13 protein-coding genes and 1 riboswitch are annotated in these 14,341 nt (G+C 66.3%); of the genes, 5 read left to right on the top strand and 8 right to left on the bottom strand.

Annotated elements, in window-relative coordinates; translation table 11 throughout:
- Positions 1 to 41: 41 nt before the first annotated feature.
- Positions 42 to 332, bottom strand: a riboswitch (cobalamin riboswitch).
- A 306-nt stretch (positions 333 to 638) separates the two neighbouring features.
- The 3 genes from VCJ09_RS00965 to VCJ09_RS00955 all read left to right on the top strand — a co-directional run bounded on the left by VCJ09_RS00965 (position 639) and on the right by VCJ09_RS00955 (position 3,320).
- The gene (locus VCJ09_RS00965) at positions 639 to 1,553 is read left to right on the top strand and encodes a cobalamin-binding protein (RefSeq protein ID WP_324732768.1); all 915 of its coding nucleotides are present in this window, start codon (positions 639 to 641) and stop codon (positions 1,551 to 1,553) included.
- Between the two features lie 85 nt (positions 1,554 to 1,638).
- Positions 1,639 to 2,553: a FecCD family ABC transporter permease gene (locus VCJ09_RS00960; protein WP_324734740.1), complete on the top strand. Its 915-nt coding sequence runs from the start codon at positions 1,639 to 1,641 to the stop codon at positions 2,551 to 2,553.
- Entirely contained in the window at positions 2,553 to 3,320 is a 768-nt protein-coding gene (locus VCJ09_RS00955) for an ABC transporter ATP-binding protein (protein WP_324732767.1), read from the top strand. Before VCJ09_RS00960 ends, VCJ09_RS00955 begins: the two co-directional genes overlap by 1 nt.
- Before the next feature lie 61 nt (positions 3,321 to 3,381).
- Here the strand turns inward: VCJ09_RS00955 and VCJ09_RS00950 are convergent, their stop codons facing one another.
- The 8 genes from VCJ09_RS00950 to VCJ09_RS00915 form a co-directional block, all read right to left on the bottom strand.
- The gene (locus VCJ09_RS00950; protein ID WP_324732766.1) at positions 3,382 to 5,400 is read right to left on the bottom strand and encodes a hydantoinase/oxoprolinase family protein; all 2,019 of its coding nucleotides are present in this window, start codon (positions 5,398 to 5,400) and stop codon (positions 3,382 to 3,384) included.
- 368 nt (positions 5,401 to 5,768) lie between these two features.
- Positions 5,769 to 7,790 carry an ASKHA domain-containing protein gene (locus tag VCJ09_RS00945; RefSeq protein ID WP_324732765.1) on the bottom strand — a complete coding sequence of 674 codons (2,022 nt, stop codon included), beginning with the start codon at positions 7,788 to 7,790 and terminating at the stop codon, positions 5,769 to 5,771.
- Between the two features lie 87 nt (positions 7,791 to 7,877).
- Positions 7,878 to 8,789: a dihydropteroate synthase gene (locus tag VCJ09_RS00940; protein WP_324732764.1), complete on the bottom strand. Its 912-nt coding sequence runs from the start codon at positions 8,787 to 8,789 to the stop codon at positions 7,878 to 7,880.
- 56 nt (positions 8,790 to 8,845) lie between these two features.
- Complete coding sequence (locus VCJ09_RS00935) at positions 8,846 to 9,907, bottom strand: methylenetetrahydrofolate reductase (RefSeq protein WP_324732763.1); 1,062 nt, start codon at positions 9,905 to 9,907, stop codon at positions 8,846 to 8,848.
- The gene (locus VCJ09_RS00930; protein WP_324732762.1) at positions 9,904 to 10,371 is read right to left on the bottom strand and encodes a methylenetetrahydrofolate reductase C-terminal domain-containing protein; all 468 of its coding nucleotides are present in this window, start codon (positions 10,369 to 10,371) and stop codon (positions 9,904 to 9,906) included. The genes VCJ09_RS00935 and VCJ09_RS00930 overlap by 4 nt, the downstream gene beginning before the upstream one ends.
- Positions 10,372 to 10,448: 77 nt before the next feature.
- Positions 10,449 to 10,760 carry a virulence factor gene (locus VCJ09_RS00925; RefSeq protein ID WP_324732761.1) on the bottom strand — a complete coding sequence of 104 codons (312 nt, stop codon included), beginning with the start codon at positions 10,758 to 10,760 and terminating at the stop codon, positions 10,449 to 10,451.
- Positions 10,748 to 11,347 carry a DUF1638 domain-containing protein gene (locus tag VCJ09_RS00920; protein WP_324732760.1) on the bottom strand — a complete coding sequence of 200 codons (600 nt, stop codon included), beginning with the start codon at positions 11,345 to 11,347 and terminating at the stop codon, positions 10,748 to 10,750. The genes VCJ09_RS00925 and VCJ09_RS00920 overlap by 13 nt, the downstream gene beginning before the upstream one ends.
- 19 nt (positions 11,348 to 11,366) lie before the next feature.
- Positions 11,367 to 12,065, bottom strand: a complete 699-nt coding sequence (locus VCJ09_RS00915) for a corrinoid protein (RefSeq protein WP_324732759.1) — start codon at positions 12,063 to 12,065, stop codon at positions 11,367 to 11,369.
- Between the two features lie 378 nt (positions 12,066 to 12,443).
- Between VCJ09_RS00915 and purU the strand changes: the two genes are divergently transcribed.
- Together purU and folD are read left to right on the top strand one after the other, a co-directional pair.
- The gene (purU, locus tag VCJ09_RS00910; protein ID WP_324732758.1) at positions 12,444 to 13,319 is read left to right on the top strand and encodes a formyltetrahydrofolate deformylase; all 876 of its coding nucleotides are present in this window, start codon (positions 12,444 to 12,446) and stop codon (positions 13,317 to 13,319) included.
- Between the two features lie 67 nt (positions 13,320 to 13,386).
- Complete coding sequence (gene folD, locus VCJ09_RS00905; protein WP_324732757.1) at positions 13,387 to 14,304, top strand: bifunctional methylenetetrahydrofolate dehydrogenase/methenyltetrahydrofolate cyclohydrolase FolD; 918 nt, start codon at positions 13,387 to 13,389, stop codon at positions 14,302 to 14,304.
- Positions 14,305 to 14,341: the final 37 nt, after the last annotated feature.

Here is a 14,341-nt window from a genome sequence, read left to right as displayed (position 1 = left end):
AGGAAATACGCAGCCCACACGCCAGACAGCGCCCTCCGCGATGCCATGGACTGCGACAGGCCGGTCTCCGGGCTTACGAGCGGCGCGCGAAAATGCGCAATGCCACCAGACGCACCTTCCCATGCGAGGAGACTGTCGGGCTTAACCGTTCCTAGCAGAACAGGGTTAAGTCCGACAGACGCCTAAAGCACAGTGGTTGAAAAAGCGCTGGCTTGACTCGTCTACCGTTGCGGGGGCAGCGTCGGAATAGTTGGCGTAAACACGCACAACGCACCGACTTCCCTGTTTACTCGCGGCCATGGCCGCGGGTCACCTGAAGCAAGAGGCGCGAGTCTAGAGGCTCATGCCGGCAACGTCTATGCGCCGTGCGACACCGGGCAGTCGCACAACGACGCGGCGACCCGGCGCCAGGCAATCGGCCCGCAATGGCGCCGCTACGGGCATGCCCTGGCAGGGTTACCCGGGCCGCAGCGTCGCACTCGGTTGGCTGAGGGTCGCTTTCGACAGCGCGACTTCGAATAGTGCCGCCGTGCCGCAGATCGACATTGACCCTGTCCCGGCCGGTTGTTAGCTTGCGCTCACTCGCGGGCCACCGACGCCATCGCGGCGAGAGTCTGCGCGTCACCAGGGGGGAGAACATGTACCTATCATTCGCCCGCCAACGCGGCCTCTCGACCTGCCGCGTCGGCCTGGCAGCCGCGCTGCTGGGGCTGGCGCCGACGCTGTTGGCGGCCCCCATCTGCGTGGTTGACGATGCGCAGCGCGAGGTCTGCCTGCCAACGCCCGCGCAACGCATCGCGAGCCTGTCGCCGGGGGCCACCGAACTGGTCTTCGCGGCGGGCGGCGGCGACCGCGTGGTGGCCGTGGTGGCCTTCAGCGACTATCCACCCGAGGCCCGGACGCTGCCGTCGGTGGGCAGCCACAGCCGCCTGGATCTGGAACGGCTGCTGACCCTGCAGCCGGACCTGGCGATCGTCTGGGGCAGCGGCAATCCCGCCGAGCAGCTAGACGCCCTGGAAGATTTCGGCGTGCCGGTGTTCTATCTCGAACCGGAAAACATCGAAGGCATAGCGCGGGCCATCGAGCGCCTGGCGCGGCTGACCGACAGCCAAGCGGTGGGCCAGCAGGCCGCCGAACACCTGCGTCGCGGCATCGCCGCACTGGCCGAACAATACCGCGAGGCCGAGCCCGTGACGGTGTTCTATCAGGTCTGGAACAAGCCGTTGATGACGGTCAACGACGGCCACCTGATCGGCCAGGTGATCAGCCTGTGTGGCGGGCGCAATGTCTTCGCCGAGCTGCCGCGGCAGATTCCGCGCATCGATATCGAAGCGGTGCTGATCGCCAATCCGCAGGTCATCCTGGCCGGCGGCATGGGCGAGGAGAACCGCTACTGGCTGACCGAGTGGCGGGCTTATCCCAGCCTGCAGGCGGTGCAGCAGGACAATCTGTTCTTCATCCCGCCGTCGCTGGTGCAGCGCCCTACGCCGCGCCTGCTGGAGGGCGCCCGGTTACTCTGCGAAAGCCTGGAGACCAGCCGTGCACGGCGCTGAATCCGCTGCCGGCCAGCATCGCGCCGGCCCCTTGCGCTCGCTCGGCGGGTTGCTGAGTCTGCTCGCACTGGTCGCGCTGGCCGCCATGCTGCTGTCGGTCAGCGTCGGCAGCAGCGCCCTGAGTCTGAGCGACGCGCTGCTAACGCTGAGCGGACAGGGCAGCGAGCTGCAGCGCACCCTGATCTTCGAGCTGCGCCTACCGCGCACCCTCTCGGCCTTCGCCACCGGCGGCTTGCTGGCGGTGGCCGGGGCGCTGATGCAGGTGTTGCTGCGCAACCCGCTGGCCGACCCCTACGTGCTTGGCCTGTCCGGCGGCGCCGCGGTGGGCGCACTGTTCGCCATGCTGGCGGGCCTGGGGGGGACGCTGATCTCCGGTTCGGCCTTTGCCGGGGCGTTCCTCGCCACCCTGCTGGTGTTCGGCCTGGCTCACGGCAGCGGCAGCTGGACCTCATCGCGCCTGCTGCTGACCGGGGTGGTAGTGGCCTCCGGCTGGGGCGCGATCATCACCCTGATGCTGGCGATCAGCCCGGCCGAGCGTCTGCCCGGCATGCTCTACTGGCTGATGGGCGACCTGTCCTATGCGCGCACGCCTTGGCCGGCACTCGCTCTGCTGCTCGGCGTGAGCCTGTTGCTGCTGCCGCTGGGGCGCAGCCTCAACGTGCTGGCACGCGGCCCGCTGCAGGCAGCGGCGCTGGGGGTGGCGGTACGCCCGCTGGAGTGGAGCATCTACGTGATCGCCAGTCTGCTGACCGCACTGGCGGTCACCAGCGCCGGCAGTATCGGCTTCGTCGGCCTGGTGGTGCCGCACATGCTGCGCTTGCTGCTGGGCAACGACCAACGCCTGGTGCTGCCGGCCTGCGCCCTGAGCGGCGGCATCCTGCTGGTGCTGGCCGATACCCTGGCGCGCACGCTGATCGCGCCTGAGCAGCTACCGGTGGGGGTGATTACCGCGCTGCTTGGCGTGCCGACCTTCCTCTACCTGCTGCACCGGAGCCGCTGATGAGCCGCCTGCACGTGCGTGATTTGCTGGTCGACGTGCCTGGGCGCAGCGCCGGCCGGGCACTGAATTTCAGCCTGCTACCTGGTCAGGTGTGGGGCGTGCTGGGGCCCAATGGCGTCGGCAAGACCACCCTGCTGCATACCCTGGCCGGGCTACGGGCGCCGCGCGGCGGCGAGGTACTGCTCGATGAGCAGCCGATCGAGCGCCTCAGCCGGCGGCAGATCGCCCAGCACCTGGGCCTGGTGTTCCAGGAGCGCCAGGACGGTTTTCCGGCCACGGTGCTGGAGACCGCGCTGATCGGCCGCCATCCGTTTCTGCCGGCCTGGCAGATGGAGGGCGCCGCGGATCTGCTCGCCGCCCAGCAGGCGCTGGCGCGCCTGGATGTGGCGCACCTGAGCGAGCGGTTGGTCAGCACCCTGTCCGGCGGCGAACGCCAGCGCGTGGCGATTGCCACCGTACTGACCCAGGCGCCGGCGCTGTGGCTGGCCGACGAGCCGACCAACCATTTGGATCTGCATCATCAGGTGACCGTGCTCGAGCTGCTTGCCGCGCAGGCGAGTGCGGGGCGGGCGGTATTCATGTGCCTGCACGACCTCAACCTGGCCGCACGCTGGTGCGACCAGATCCTCCTGCTCTACCCCGATGGCGAGGCCTGCTGGGGGCCGGTCGCCAGCATGCTGCAGCCGGCGGCGCTGGAGCGGCTCTACGGCCAGCGCCTGCTGACCAGCGAGATCGACGGCAGCCCGGTGTTTATTCCGGCGCGCTGAGTCGCGGCGCCGCTTCCTGGCACTGGCGGCCCCCGGCCGCGAGCACGCCGGTGCGCCTGGCTCAGGCGAACTCGGCAAACCGTAGCGCCGGCATCCCGGACGCCAGCGCGGTGACCCGAGCCTCGAAGAATATCTCGCCGTCGATGTCGTTGCGCACACGATTTTCCTCCAGTTGATACTCGATGCGCGGGCTGTCGGCGCCGGCCTGCCGGGCCATCTGCTCGGCTTCCTCGGCGGCTTGCGCACGCGCCAGGGCGAGCGCCGCCTCGAGGCTGTCATGATCCACCGGCCCGTGGCGGGTAAAGACGCGAAACACCCCGAGCATCGGCTGCAGCACGGTGATATGCACGCGCTGCACCACCTCGCCAAACAGCGTGCCCACGGCGTTGGCGACCTCGCCGTGCGGCGGCAGGCACAGGCGCACGCCCAGGGCCTCGGCCGCCATCGGGTAGAAACTCGAGGCCGGGCCGCCGACGGCCACCACCGGCAGGTCATCGGCGAAATGCATGCTGAACACCGAGCGGGTATCGCGCCCGCCCTCGGGGGTCATGATCAACTCGCCGAGCAGCCGTGCCAGCCGGCTGACGTCGCCGTCCTGGCCGGCATCGTGCAGCCCGGCCTCGACCAGCTTGGCGCAGATGATCCGGATCACCTGCTGGAACACGTCCCGGGCGGGCGCCTCGGCGTCGCCTTCCGGCCAGCTGCCGAAGCCGTACTGACGACGCATCCGGCGTGCCCAGATACGCGCCGCCAGGCTCGCCGCCTGGGTGCTCCAGTGCTGGGAAAGACCCAGCACGTGGGCGGCGTCGGTGGGGGTGAAGCCGCTGTAGATCACCAGCCCCTTGCGCTCCAGTCGGGCCAGGGCGCGCGCCAGCCAGCGTTCGTCCATGGACGCCTGCTCGATAGCCACGGGCCCGGCTTCCAGGCGCTCCCAGGCGGCCTGCTCGTCGGCGCTCAGGTGCCGCAACAGGGCGTCATCGCGCTGCAGACGCAGGGCGAAACGGTTGTGGCTGCTGTTGGGGTGCGACTGCACCTGGCGCTCCAGCACCCTGATCACCGCCGGATACTGGCTGGCCAACAGGCTCAGCGGCACCACCCGGCGCGGGCCGATGACAATGCCCAGGCCGTTGTCGAAGCTCACCTCGCTGTCTCCGCCCAGACCGATGGAATACAGGCGGATGGCTTCGACCATGGGTCGCCAGTCGCCGACCCGGGCGCCATCGAAGGACAACTCCGGGCGACCGTTGCGGACCACCGCGATGTCGGTGGTGGTGCCGCCCATGTCGGCCACGATCAGGTCGCGATAACCGCTCAGGGCGCAGGCCCCGTTGACGCTGGCGGCGGGACCCGACAGCACGGTACTGATCGGGCGCAACATGGCGCTGCCGGCATTGACCAGCGAACCGTCGCCCTTGACGATCATCAGCGGCGCCTGGATGTTCAGCCTCGCCAGCAGGCCCTGGACCGAGTCGATCAACTGGCTGACCTGGGCGATCATGCGCGCATTCAGCGCCGCGGTCAGCGCTCGCCGCGGCGCGCCCAGCGACGACGCCAGCTCATGGCCGCAGCTGACCGGCTGGCCGGCCAGGCTGTTGACCAGTTCCTGCACGCGCAGCTCGTGGCACGGGTTGCGCACGCTGAAGCTGGCCGAGATGGCGAAGGCCGAAACCCGTTCGCGATGGGCCAGGATCGCCTGGCGTACCGCCTCCTCGTCCAGCGCCGCCTGTTCCCGCCCGCCGGCATCGTGACCGCCGGCCAGCATGACGATGCCTTCCGGCCCCAGCAACTCGGGCAGGCCGCTGGCCTTGAGCTGCTGGGCGTCGTAGCCGATCAGCAGCACGCACACCGGCGAGCCCTTGCCTTCCACGGCCGAGTTGGTGGTCAGGGTCGAGGACAGCGACACCATGGCGACCTCTGCCAGCAACTGCTGGGGCAGCGCCGCCAGCGACTGGCCGATGCCGACGCTCAAATCCAGGCGCGTGGTCAGCCGCTTGGCCGAGGCCACGACCTGGCGCTGCTCGTTCAGCAACACGGCATCGGTGAAGGTGCCGCCGGTATCGATTCCGAGGAAGTACGCCATGCTAGATCTCATTCTTGTGGGTGTAGATGGACCGCAGTAACAGCACCCGGCGAGGCTCGCCACTGCTCCACCAACGGCATCGTTGCAAACGGGCGCTTTCAGGGCCCGGCCAGGGCGTTGTGCTGGAGATCGAACTCCAGCCCATCGCCGAGTCCGGCGGGGCTCTTGCGGGCGAAGGTCTTCAGGTGCCGGGGCACGCTCGAGCGCCTCAGCCGGTGGCAGATCGCCCAGCGCCAGGACGGCTTTGCGGCCACGGAGCTGGATACCGCACCGATCGGCCGCCACCCGCTCCTGCCGGCCTGGCGGATGAAAGGCGCCGCTGACCAGCGAGATCGACGGCAGCCCGGTGTTCATTCCGGCGCGCTGAGTCAGCGCGAACGCTGGCGCCGTCCCGTGCCGCGGTTGAGGCTGTTCTGGCTCGGTATCGGTGGCGGCAGCGTCACCTCGCGCTGCAAGAGGGGAAAGTCATCACTCTTGTGCGGAATCGCCATGGCCTCGATGAAGTGCTCCTGAAAGCGCGGCTCGACAGCGGTTTCCACCTTCTCGACGCGCCGCACCAACTCCTCGATTTCCCGCCGCGATTTGCGACTGAGCAAGGCGATGCGCGCACCGCTGCCGGCGGCATTGCCGGCTAAAGTGACGTGGGCGAGGTCGCAGTCCGGGATCAGGCCGAGAATCATCGCGTACTTGACGTCGATATGCGCGCCGAACGCCCCGGCCAGGCGGATGCGCTCGACCTGTGTGCTACCGAATTGCTCCATCAACAATTTGATCCCGGCATAGAGCGCGGCCTTGGCCAGCTGGATGGCGCGAATGTCGTTCTGGGTGATGCACAGGGTGCGGCTGGCGTCCTGGTACAGCAGGTAGGCGAAGGTTCGGCCTTCGGCCAGTACCCATGGGCAGCGCTCGGCCAAAGCGCCGTTGACCACGCCCTCGTGGTTGATGACGCCGACCAGGAACAACTCGGCGATCACCTCGATGATGCCCGAGCCACAGACGCCGGTGACGCCATGCGCGGCGGTCGCCGCGACGAAACCGGGCTCGTTCGACCAGAGGTCGCAGCCGATCACCTTGAAGCGCGGCTCCAGGGTCTCGGGGTCGATGCGCACGCGCTCGATGGCGCCCGGCGCGGCGCGTTGACCGCAGCTGATCTGCGCGCCCTCGAAGGCCGGGCCGGTCGGGCTGGAAGCGGCCAGCAGGCGCTCACGGTTGCCGAGCACGATCTCGGCGTTGGTGCCGACGTCGACCAGCAGCATCAGCTCTTCGCTCAGCTGCGGCGCCTCGGAGAGGATCATCGCTGCGGTATCGGCGCCGACAAATCCGGCGATGCACGGCAACCCATAGACGCGGGCGTTGGGGTGGATGCGCAGGTCAATTTCGGTCGCCCAGAGGCCATCGACGGCTTCGTCGGTGGCCAGGGCGAAGGGCGCGCCGCCCAGCTCGATCGGGTTGATGCCGAACACCAGGTTGTGCATGACCGGATTGCCGACCAGGGTCGCCTCGAGGATGGCTTCCACACCAATCCCCGCCTGCTCAGCCAGCTCCTCGGCCAGCTGATTGAGTGCCTCGCGCACCGCGCGGGTCATGTCCGCCTCGCCGCCCGGGTTCATCATGATGTAGGAGACCCGGCTCATCAGATCCTCGCCGAAGCGAATCTGCGGGTTCATCCGCCCGGCGGAGGCCACCACCTCGCCGCTCTGCAGGTCGCACAGATGGGCGGCGATGGTGGTCGAGCCGACGTCCACCGCCATGCCGTAGGCCTTCTCCTGCAGGCCGGGCCAGACGGCGATGATCCGCTCGTCGTTGTACACCGCCACCGTGACCTGCCACTGGCCCTGGCGCAGGGCCTGTTGCAGGTGTTGCACCACGCGGATGTCGCTTTCCAGGTGGGGCAGATGCCATTGCCAGCTCAGGGCATCCTTGAGACGCCGCAGATCGGAGGCCGGCACGTGCATGTCCGGCTGCTGCACCTCGACGAAGTACAGGCGGATGATCGGATCCAGCTCGATATTCAGCACTTCCGCGCGCTTGCGCACGACCTGGCGGTGCACCTGGCTGGAGGGCGGCACATCGATCACCGCATCGCCCAGCAGCTGGGTCGCGCAGCTCAGCCGGCGACCCGGGTTGAGCACGCCGCGGCGCTGTTCCCAGGCCAGCTCGGTGGCGTTTTTGCCGCTCAGATGATTGGCGGCGGACTCCACCCCGTGTTTGGCGAAGCTGCCCTCGCACAGGTCGACCTGGCAGCGCCCGCAGAGGCCGCGGCCGCCGCACACCGAGTCGATATCGACCCCCAGCGCCCTGGCGGCTTCCAGCACCGGGGTGCCCAGGGGAAAGCGGCCGCGGCGACCGGACGGGGTGAATACGACGAGTGCATCTTCGGGTACGGACACGGCGGTTCCTCGATTATTCTGGCGCAAACGAAAAAGAGCCCCTGATCGAGGCTCTTTGCTGATTCGACGTAGTGGCGCTGGCGCTCCTCAGGAGGCGCTGCGCCGGCGGGTCTCGCGCCGGCCGCGGGCTTCAGTGCCATCGGCGGACGTCGCCGGCGCCTCGCGGAACTTCTTGATCCAGCGCAGGCAGTCCGGGTCATGCCCCATCATCACGTCGGCGCCCATGATCGCCGCCATGATCTCGCTGTGCAGCGGGTTGGTGATGGAGGAGGTCATGCCGGAGGCGATCGCCATGCTCATGAAGGCCGCATTGACGCCGTTGCGGTTGGGCAGGCCGAAGCTGACGTTGGACGCACCGCAGGTGGTGTTGACCTTCAGTTCGCGCTGCAGCCGATGGCACAGCTCGAACACCTGACGGCCGGCGCTGCCCACCGCGCCGATTGGCATGACCAGCGGATCGACCACCACGTCGCAGGCCGGAATGCCATGATCCGCGGCGCGCTCGACGATCTTCTTGGCGATGGCGAAACGCACGTTGGGGTCGTGGGAGATGCCGGTTTCGTCGTTGCTGATGGCGACCACGGCGGCGCCGTACTTCTTCACCAGCGGCAGTACCCGTTCCAGGCTCTCATCCTCGCCGGTCACCGAGTTGACCAATGCCTTGCCCTGGTACACCGCCAGGCCTGCTTCCAGGGCGGCGATGATCGAGGAGTCAATGCACAGCGGCACGTCGGTCAGCGACTGCACCAACAGAATGGTCTTGGCCAGGATCGCCGGTTCGTCCGCCAGCGGAATGCCGGCGTTGATGTCGAGCATGTGCGCGCCCGCCGCCAGTTGCGCTTCGACGTCGAGGATCACCCGGGAAAAGTCGCCAGCAGCCATTTCGGCGGCGAGCAGTTTGCGCCCGGTGGGGTTGATGCGCTCGCCGATGACCACAAAGGGTCGCTCGAAGCCGATCACCACTTCCCGCCGGTGTGAGCTGATGATGGTATCTGTCATGACACTTCCTCGAATTATGGATTGGGGGTCGGTGACCCGGAATTATGTGCAACGAACTACGGGTATACGGCTTCCGCCTGCGGGATCGCCCGTGGCGATTGCGGATTGAGTTGTGTGGGGTCGTCGCGCCCCGGGTACCAGGGCACACGGCCCTCGAGCACACCGGTGGTCTGGATGATTTCCGCGACGGATTCCTCCTGCCGGTAGGCCATGATGTGCGCGCCGCTGACGCCCTGAACCTCGCGAATCTGCTGCAGCAGATCCATGCACAGGCGCTTGCCCTCCTCCTTCTGTTTGGTGGCGCCCTGCAGGCGCTTGATCACCGCATCCGGAATGTGCACGCCCGGCACGTTCTCGCGGATCCACAGGGCGCTCTTGGCCGAGGCCAGCGGGCCGACGCCGACCAGGATATACACCCGGTTGGGCCCTTCCAGCAGGCCCAGATCGCCCACCTTGGCCATGAACTGCTTGAGCATGTCGATATCGAAGCAGTACTGGGTCTGGATAAACTGCGCACCAGCCGCGACCTTCTTCGCCAGGCGATGCGGGCGCCAATCATAGGGCGGTACAAACGGATTCTCGGCGGCGCCGAGGAACACCCGCGGCGGCGTGACGATCTTGCGCCCGCTCTGGAAGCGGCAGTCGTCACGCATGCCGCGGGCGATTTCCAGCAGCGACATCGAGTCCAGATCGAATACTGGTTTGGCCTGCGGGTGATCGCCGGCCTGAACGCCATCGCCGGTCAGGCAGAGGATGTTGCTGGCGCCCATCGCCGCCGCACCGAGGATCTCGCCCTGGATGGCGATACGGTTACGGTCGCGGCAGGAGATCTGCATGATGGTGGCGTAGCCGACGCGGGTCAGCAGCGAGCAAACCCCGACGCTGGACATATGGCAGTTGGCGCCGGAACCGTCGGTGGCATTGATGGCGTCGACGTAGCCATCGTAGATCGCCGCGCGCTTGAGTACCTCGCCCGGATCGGCGGAGTCCGGCGGATCGATTTCCGAGGTGATGGCGAATTTGCCGGCGCGCAGTACCCGTTCCAACCGCCCGGGCGACACGTGGCCGGGCAGGATCGGCAGGGAATAGCCGGGAACCGGTTCGTCGTCGAATTTCATTGCGCTCGCTCCTCATTTCGTTGTGCCTGTTGACGCACCACGCTCAGCCAGGAAGACGTCCCCTTGAGGCGGAAGTCGATGGGCTTCTGCAGCACCTGGATGCGCTCACCCGCCTGCATGTTGCGGCTGCCGGCCCAGGCCTCGACCCAGACGCACTTCATCTCTGGCTTCACTTCACAGTGGCCGTTGCTGCGCACCCCGCCGCAGGGACCGTTGCGCAGATTCTTCGGGCAGTTCATCGGGCACGCCATACCGGTCGAGCTCAATACGCACTGGCCACACATCTGGCAGTCGAACAGCAAGCCCTTGACCCGCTTCTCCACGGCCCGCATGGGCGCCTCGACCCGGGCATAACCCAGCCGCTGCCATAGGGGGTGCAGCTTCACCAGGATCGGCTCGAAGTTGCGGTAGAGGGTTTCAAACACTCTTGAGTGGCGAACCACCCAACGACGAACCTTGTACATGGGATCTATCCTGGCCCGTGGCTGGGCAATGTGGTTTGCGTGGTGTTGAGATGACGGGGGCTGGCAAACGACGCCCTTTAGTCATCCGCATGGGCACTCAGGCCCTTGTTCCTGATCAGCTGATCCAGCTTCTCATCGCTGAAGCGTTGCTCCATCCGGGTCACCTCGGCCTCGGCTTCGGCCTGCAGATCGTCGCCGCAGGCGATCGGTTCGGAGCGCTTCCAGTCGGCCAGATAGGCATCCGAATGGCCCTTGCCGGCGCGCATGGCCGCGCGGTCGACGGCCTCCTGAAAACGCTGGGACAGCTGTAACCGGGCACTGTCGCGGCCCCGTTTGACGATGACCTGCGCCGGAATATCGCGCCAGGAGACGATGATCAGTTTGGCCATGCCCGTTCCCCGTCAATAAAGCGCACCAGTGCGGTTTTCAGGCCGCCATAGCCGCAAAAACGTTGTTCGAAGGCCAGGCCGAGCCGCGCCGCGGCGTGCCTGGCACGCTCCACCAGCTGCGGATCTTCGTGCTGCGCCAGGTAAACCAGGCGCCGGTAATTGCCGAAGTACAGCGCCTCCAGTTGCGGGTGCCGGTCGAGGCCCAGTTCGGCCACGACCAGTCGCTCGAAATGCCGCGCCAAAAAATCGGTCAGGTAAAACGTCCCGGGTTCGGCCTCGGCCAGTTCGGCGAAAACCTGCGATCCGGCATAGAACTCGTAGCAATGCGCGCCGGCCAATCGCTGCACGCCATGGGCCTCGAGCACCTGGTCGAGCCGGCCGCCAGTGCCGCAGTCGGCATAGGCGACGAACACCCGCTCGCGCGTCCGGTCGACTTGCTCCAGCTTGCGTCGCACGGCCTCGGGGATGCGCTCGGGATGGTTGTGCAGCTCCGCGGGCAGACACTCCACCCGCACCTGCGCCCAGGCATTGGCCCTGGCCAGGGCCGTGATCTCCCGGGCCAGCGCGCCGCAGGCGATGATCAGCATGGGCTGCATGGCTGCCGCCTCAGGCCGCGCGACGGCGGGCGATCAGTTCTTTGGCCATCTCCACGGCGACTCCGGCATCACGGCAATAGACATCGGCACCGACCGCCTTACCGAACTCCTCGTTCAGCGGCGCGCCGCCGACCATCACGATGTAGTCGTTGCGTATGCCTTTTTCCACCAGGGTGTCGATCACCACCTTCATATAGGACATGGTGGTGGTCAGCAGCGCCGACAGACCGAGGATGTCCGGCTTGTGTGTTTCCAGCGCCTCGATGTAGGCCTCGACCGAAATGTTGATGCCGATGTCGATGACCTCGAAGCCGGCACCCTCCATCATCATGCACACCAGATTCTTGCCGATGTCGTGGATGTCGCCCTTGACCGTGCCGATCACGATCTTGCCGACCGATTCGGCACCGGACTGGCTGAGCAGCGGGCGCAGTACTTGCATGCCCCCCTTCATGGCGTTGGCCGCCATCAGCACTTCCGGAACGAACAAGATGCCGTCGCGGAAGTCGACGCCGACGATGCCCATGCCGCCGACCAGCGCCTCGTCCAGCACCCGACTGGAACTCCAGCCGCGCGCCAGGAGAATCTCGGTGCTTTCCACCACCTCCTCGCGCAGGCCGTTATAGAGGTCGTCATGCACCTGCTCGATGAGTTCGTCATCGGGCAGGTCGTTGAGGTCGAAATCATCTTCGTTGAACTGTTCGGTCATGGCGGTTGACTCCCCGAAAAAACGACATCTGAGTGACGCCTGACGGCGCTGTTGAGTTCGCAGATTAGGGACAGGCCGGCCCGCCAGTAACCACACAGGCGACGCGGACATATCGATGCACGACCAAACTTTAAGCGCGCTCAAAGTTTTTTTTATTGTTTGGTAAAACCTTGATCTAGATCAATTTTTTCGAAATCAAGGGAATTTCAGCGGTGTCGTCCGAACGATGCCGGATGTCGTCCAAAGATAAGTGACTGCGGGTTACGCGAGTACATTTCGAGCAGTCCGAATCTTGCGCCGCTCCGATCATCCAGCGCGTCGCCACGTCCGAACTCCTAACAAGAACGTCTAGCTGCCCGGAGGATCGAAATGCCCACAATGTCTGCAACGACCGAAGGAAAGAACATCTATGTACTGAAGGCCAGCTGTCCTGGCGCCATCGGGACAATCTCCAGAATCTCCACCTTTCTCGCGCAAAACCGCTGTTACATCATGGAGATGGCCCAGTTCGACCAGATCTCCAGCGGCAACTTCTATGTCCGCGCGGTGTTCTCTACGACCCCCGGTGAAACCCCGCCCTTCCAGGTTATGCAGGAGACCTTTGCCGCGGTGGCCGAGGTCGATGGCTTGGAGTGGCAGATGCATGACACCCTGACCCCACCCAAGGTGCTGATCGCGGTCTCCAAGTTCGATCACTGCCTGGACGATCTGTTGTATCGCCAGCGCACCGGCGAGATCAAGATGACGGTTGCGGCCATCGTCTCCAACCATCTGGATCTCAAGCCCCTGGCCGACTGGCACGGCATTCCCTTCTACCACCTGCCGGTGACCCCGGACAACAAGGCCGAGCAAGAAGCACGGTTGCTGGAGATCGTCGACGAGACCGGCGCCGAGTTGGTGGTGCTGGCGCGCTACATGCAGATCCTTTCCGAGGATCTGTGCGACAAGCTTGCCGGTCGAGCGATCAATATCCATCACTCCTTCCTGCCCGGCTTCAAGGGCGCCAAGCCTTATCACCAGGCCTATGCCCGCGGGGTCAAGCTGATCGGGGCGACCGCCCACTACGTGACCTCCGACCTCGACGAGGGCCCGATCATCGAGCAGATCGTCGAGCGCGTGGATCACACCTACAACGCCGAGCAGCTCGCCGCCGTCGGGCGCGATGCGGAAAACATGGCGTTGTCCCGCGCAGTGCGCTTCCACCTGGAACACCGGGTCTTCACCAACGGCAATACCACCGTGGTGTTCCGCTGAGCCGACACCAGCAGCCCCATGCTCGGCCGCAGGCCGGGTGCATGCCAACCAACACAGGGCCTCTCCCATGGCGCACATCATCGACGGCAAGACTTATGCGACCCGCCTGCGCGAAGAAATCGGCCGCCAGGTACGCAAGCTGCGCGAGCATGATCTGGTGACCCCCGGCCTTGCTGTGATCCTCGTCGGCGAAGACCCGGCCAGCCAGATCTACGTGCGCAACAAGGCCAACCAGGCACGCGAGGCCGAGATGGCGTCCTTCGAGTACCGCCTGGCGTACAGCGTGCCGCAGGCCCAGTTGCTCGACCTGATCGAGCGCCTGAATCAGGATCCGGCGGTACATGGCATTCTGGTGCAGCTGCCCCTGCCGCCCCAGGTGGACACCGAACGGGTGATCAATGCGATTCGCCCGGACAAGGACATCGATGGTTTCCATCCGATCAACGTCGGCAAGCTGGGCACCGGCGGCAAGGGTATCGTGCCCTGCACGCCGCTGGGCTGCCTGATGTTACTCAAACACCACCTGGGCGACATGAGCGGCCTGCATGCCCTGGTGCTGGGGCGCTCGAACATCGTCGGCAAGCCCATGGCCAGCCTGCTGCTCAATGAGAACTGTACGGTGACCATCGCCCACTCGCGCACCCTTGATCTGCAAGCCGAATGCCGACGCGCGGACATCTTAGTGGCCGCAGTAGGGCGAGCGCGACTGGTTCCCGGGCAATGGCTAAAACCCGGGGCGACCGTCATCGACGTCGGCATTAACCGCATCGAGGAGGACGGCAAGACGCGCCTGGTCGGCGACGTGGATTTCGCTTCCGCCTGCGCCGTCGCCGGCGCCATCACCCCGGTTCCCGGCGGCGTCGGTCCGATGACCATCGCCTGCCTGCTGCTCAACACCCTGGAAGCGACCTGCCGCCAACACGCAATCGCCTTCCCCGCCGGCATCATGCAGTCCGCCTGGGGCAACGAAGCATGTCTCGACTAGCGAAACCGCTGCACCGCACCACCACAGCGCGGCGTCC

This window comes from Pseudomonas paeninsulae, from assembly GCF_035621475.1.
Taxonomy (GTDB): Bacteria; Pseudomonadota; Gammaproteobacteria; order Pseudomonadales; family Pseudomonadaceae; genus Aquipseudomonas; species Aquipseudomonas paeninsulae.
Note: the sequence above shows the minus strand (reverse complement) of the source record. Positions and strands in the feature narration are given on the sequence as shown.

Coding starts and splice junctions, on each gene's coding strand:
- VCJ09_RS00965 (WP_324732768.1), top strand. CDS start 639: ATGTACCTATCATTCGCCCGCCAACGCGGCCTCTCGACCTGCCGCGTC.
- VCJ09_RS00960 (WP_324734740.1), top strand. CDS start 1,639: ATGCTGCTGTCGGTCAGCGTCGGCAGCAGCGCCCTGAGTCTGAGCGAC.
- VCJ09_RS00955 (WP_324732767.1), top strand. CDS start 2,553: ATGAGCCGCCTGCACGTGCGTGATTTGCTGGTCGACGTGCCTGGGCGC.
- VCJ09_RS00950 (WP_324732766.1), bottom strand. CDS start 5,400: ATGGCGTACTTCCTCGGAATCGATACCGGCGGCACCTTCACCGATGCC.
- VCJ09_RS00940 (WP_324732764.1), bottom strand. CDS start 8,789: ATGACAGATACCATCATCAGCTCACACCGGCGGGAAGTGGTGATCGGC.
- VCJ09_RS00935 (WP_324732763.1), bottom strand. CDS start 9,907: ATGAAATTCGACGACGAACCGGTTCCCGGCTATTCCCTGCCGATCCTG.
- VCJ09_RS00930 (WP_324732762.1), bottom strand. CDS start 10,371: ATGTACAAGGTTCGTCGTTGGGTGGTTCGCCACTCAAGAGTGTTTGAA.
- VCJ09_RS00925 (WP_324732761.1), bottom strand. CDS start 10,760: ATGGCCAAACTGATCATCGTCTCCTGGCGCGATATTCCGGCGCAGGTC.
- VCJ09_RS00920 (WP_324732760.1), bottom strand. CDS start 11,347: ATGCTGATCATCGCCTGCGGCGCGCTGGCCCGGGAGATCACGGCCCTG.
- VCJ09_RS00915 (WP_324732759.1), bottom strand. CDS start 12,065: ATGACCGAACAGTTCAACGAAGATGATTTCGACCTCAACGACCTGCCC.
- purU (WP_324732758.1), top strand. CDS start 12,444: ATGTCTGCAACGACCGAAGGAAAGAACATCTATGTACTGAAGGCCAGC.
- folD (WP_324732757.1), top strand. CDS start 13,387: ATGGCGCACATCATCGACGGCAAGACTTATGCGACCCGCCTGCGCGAA.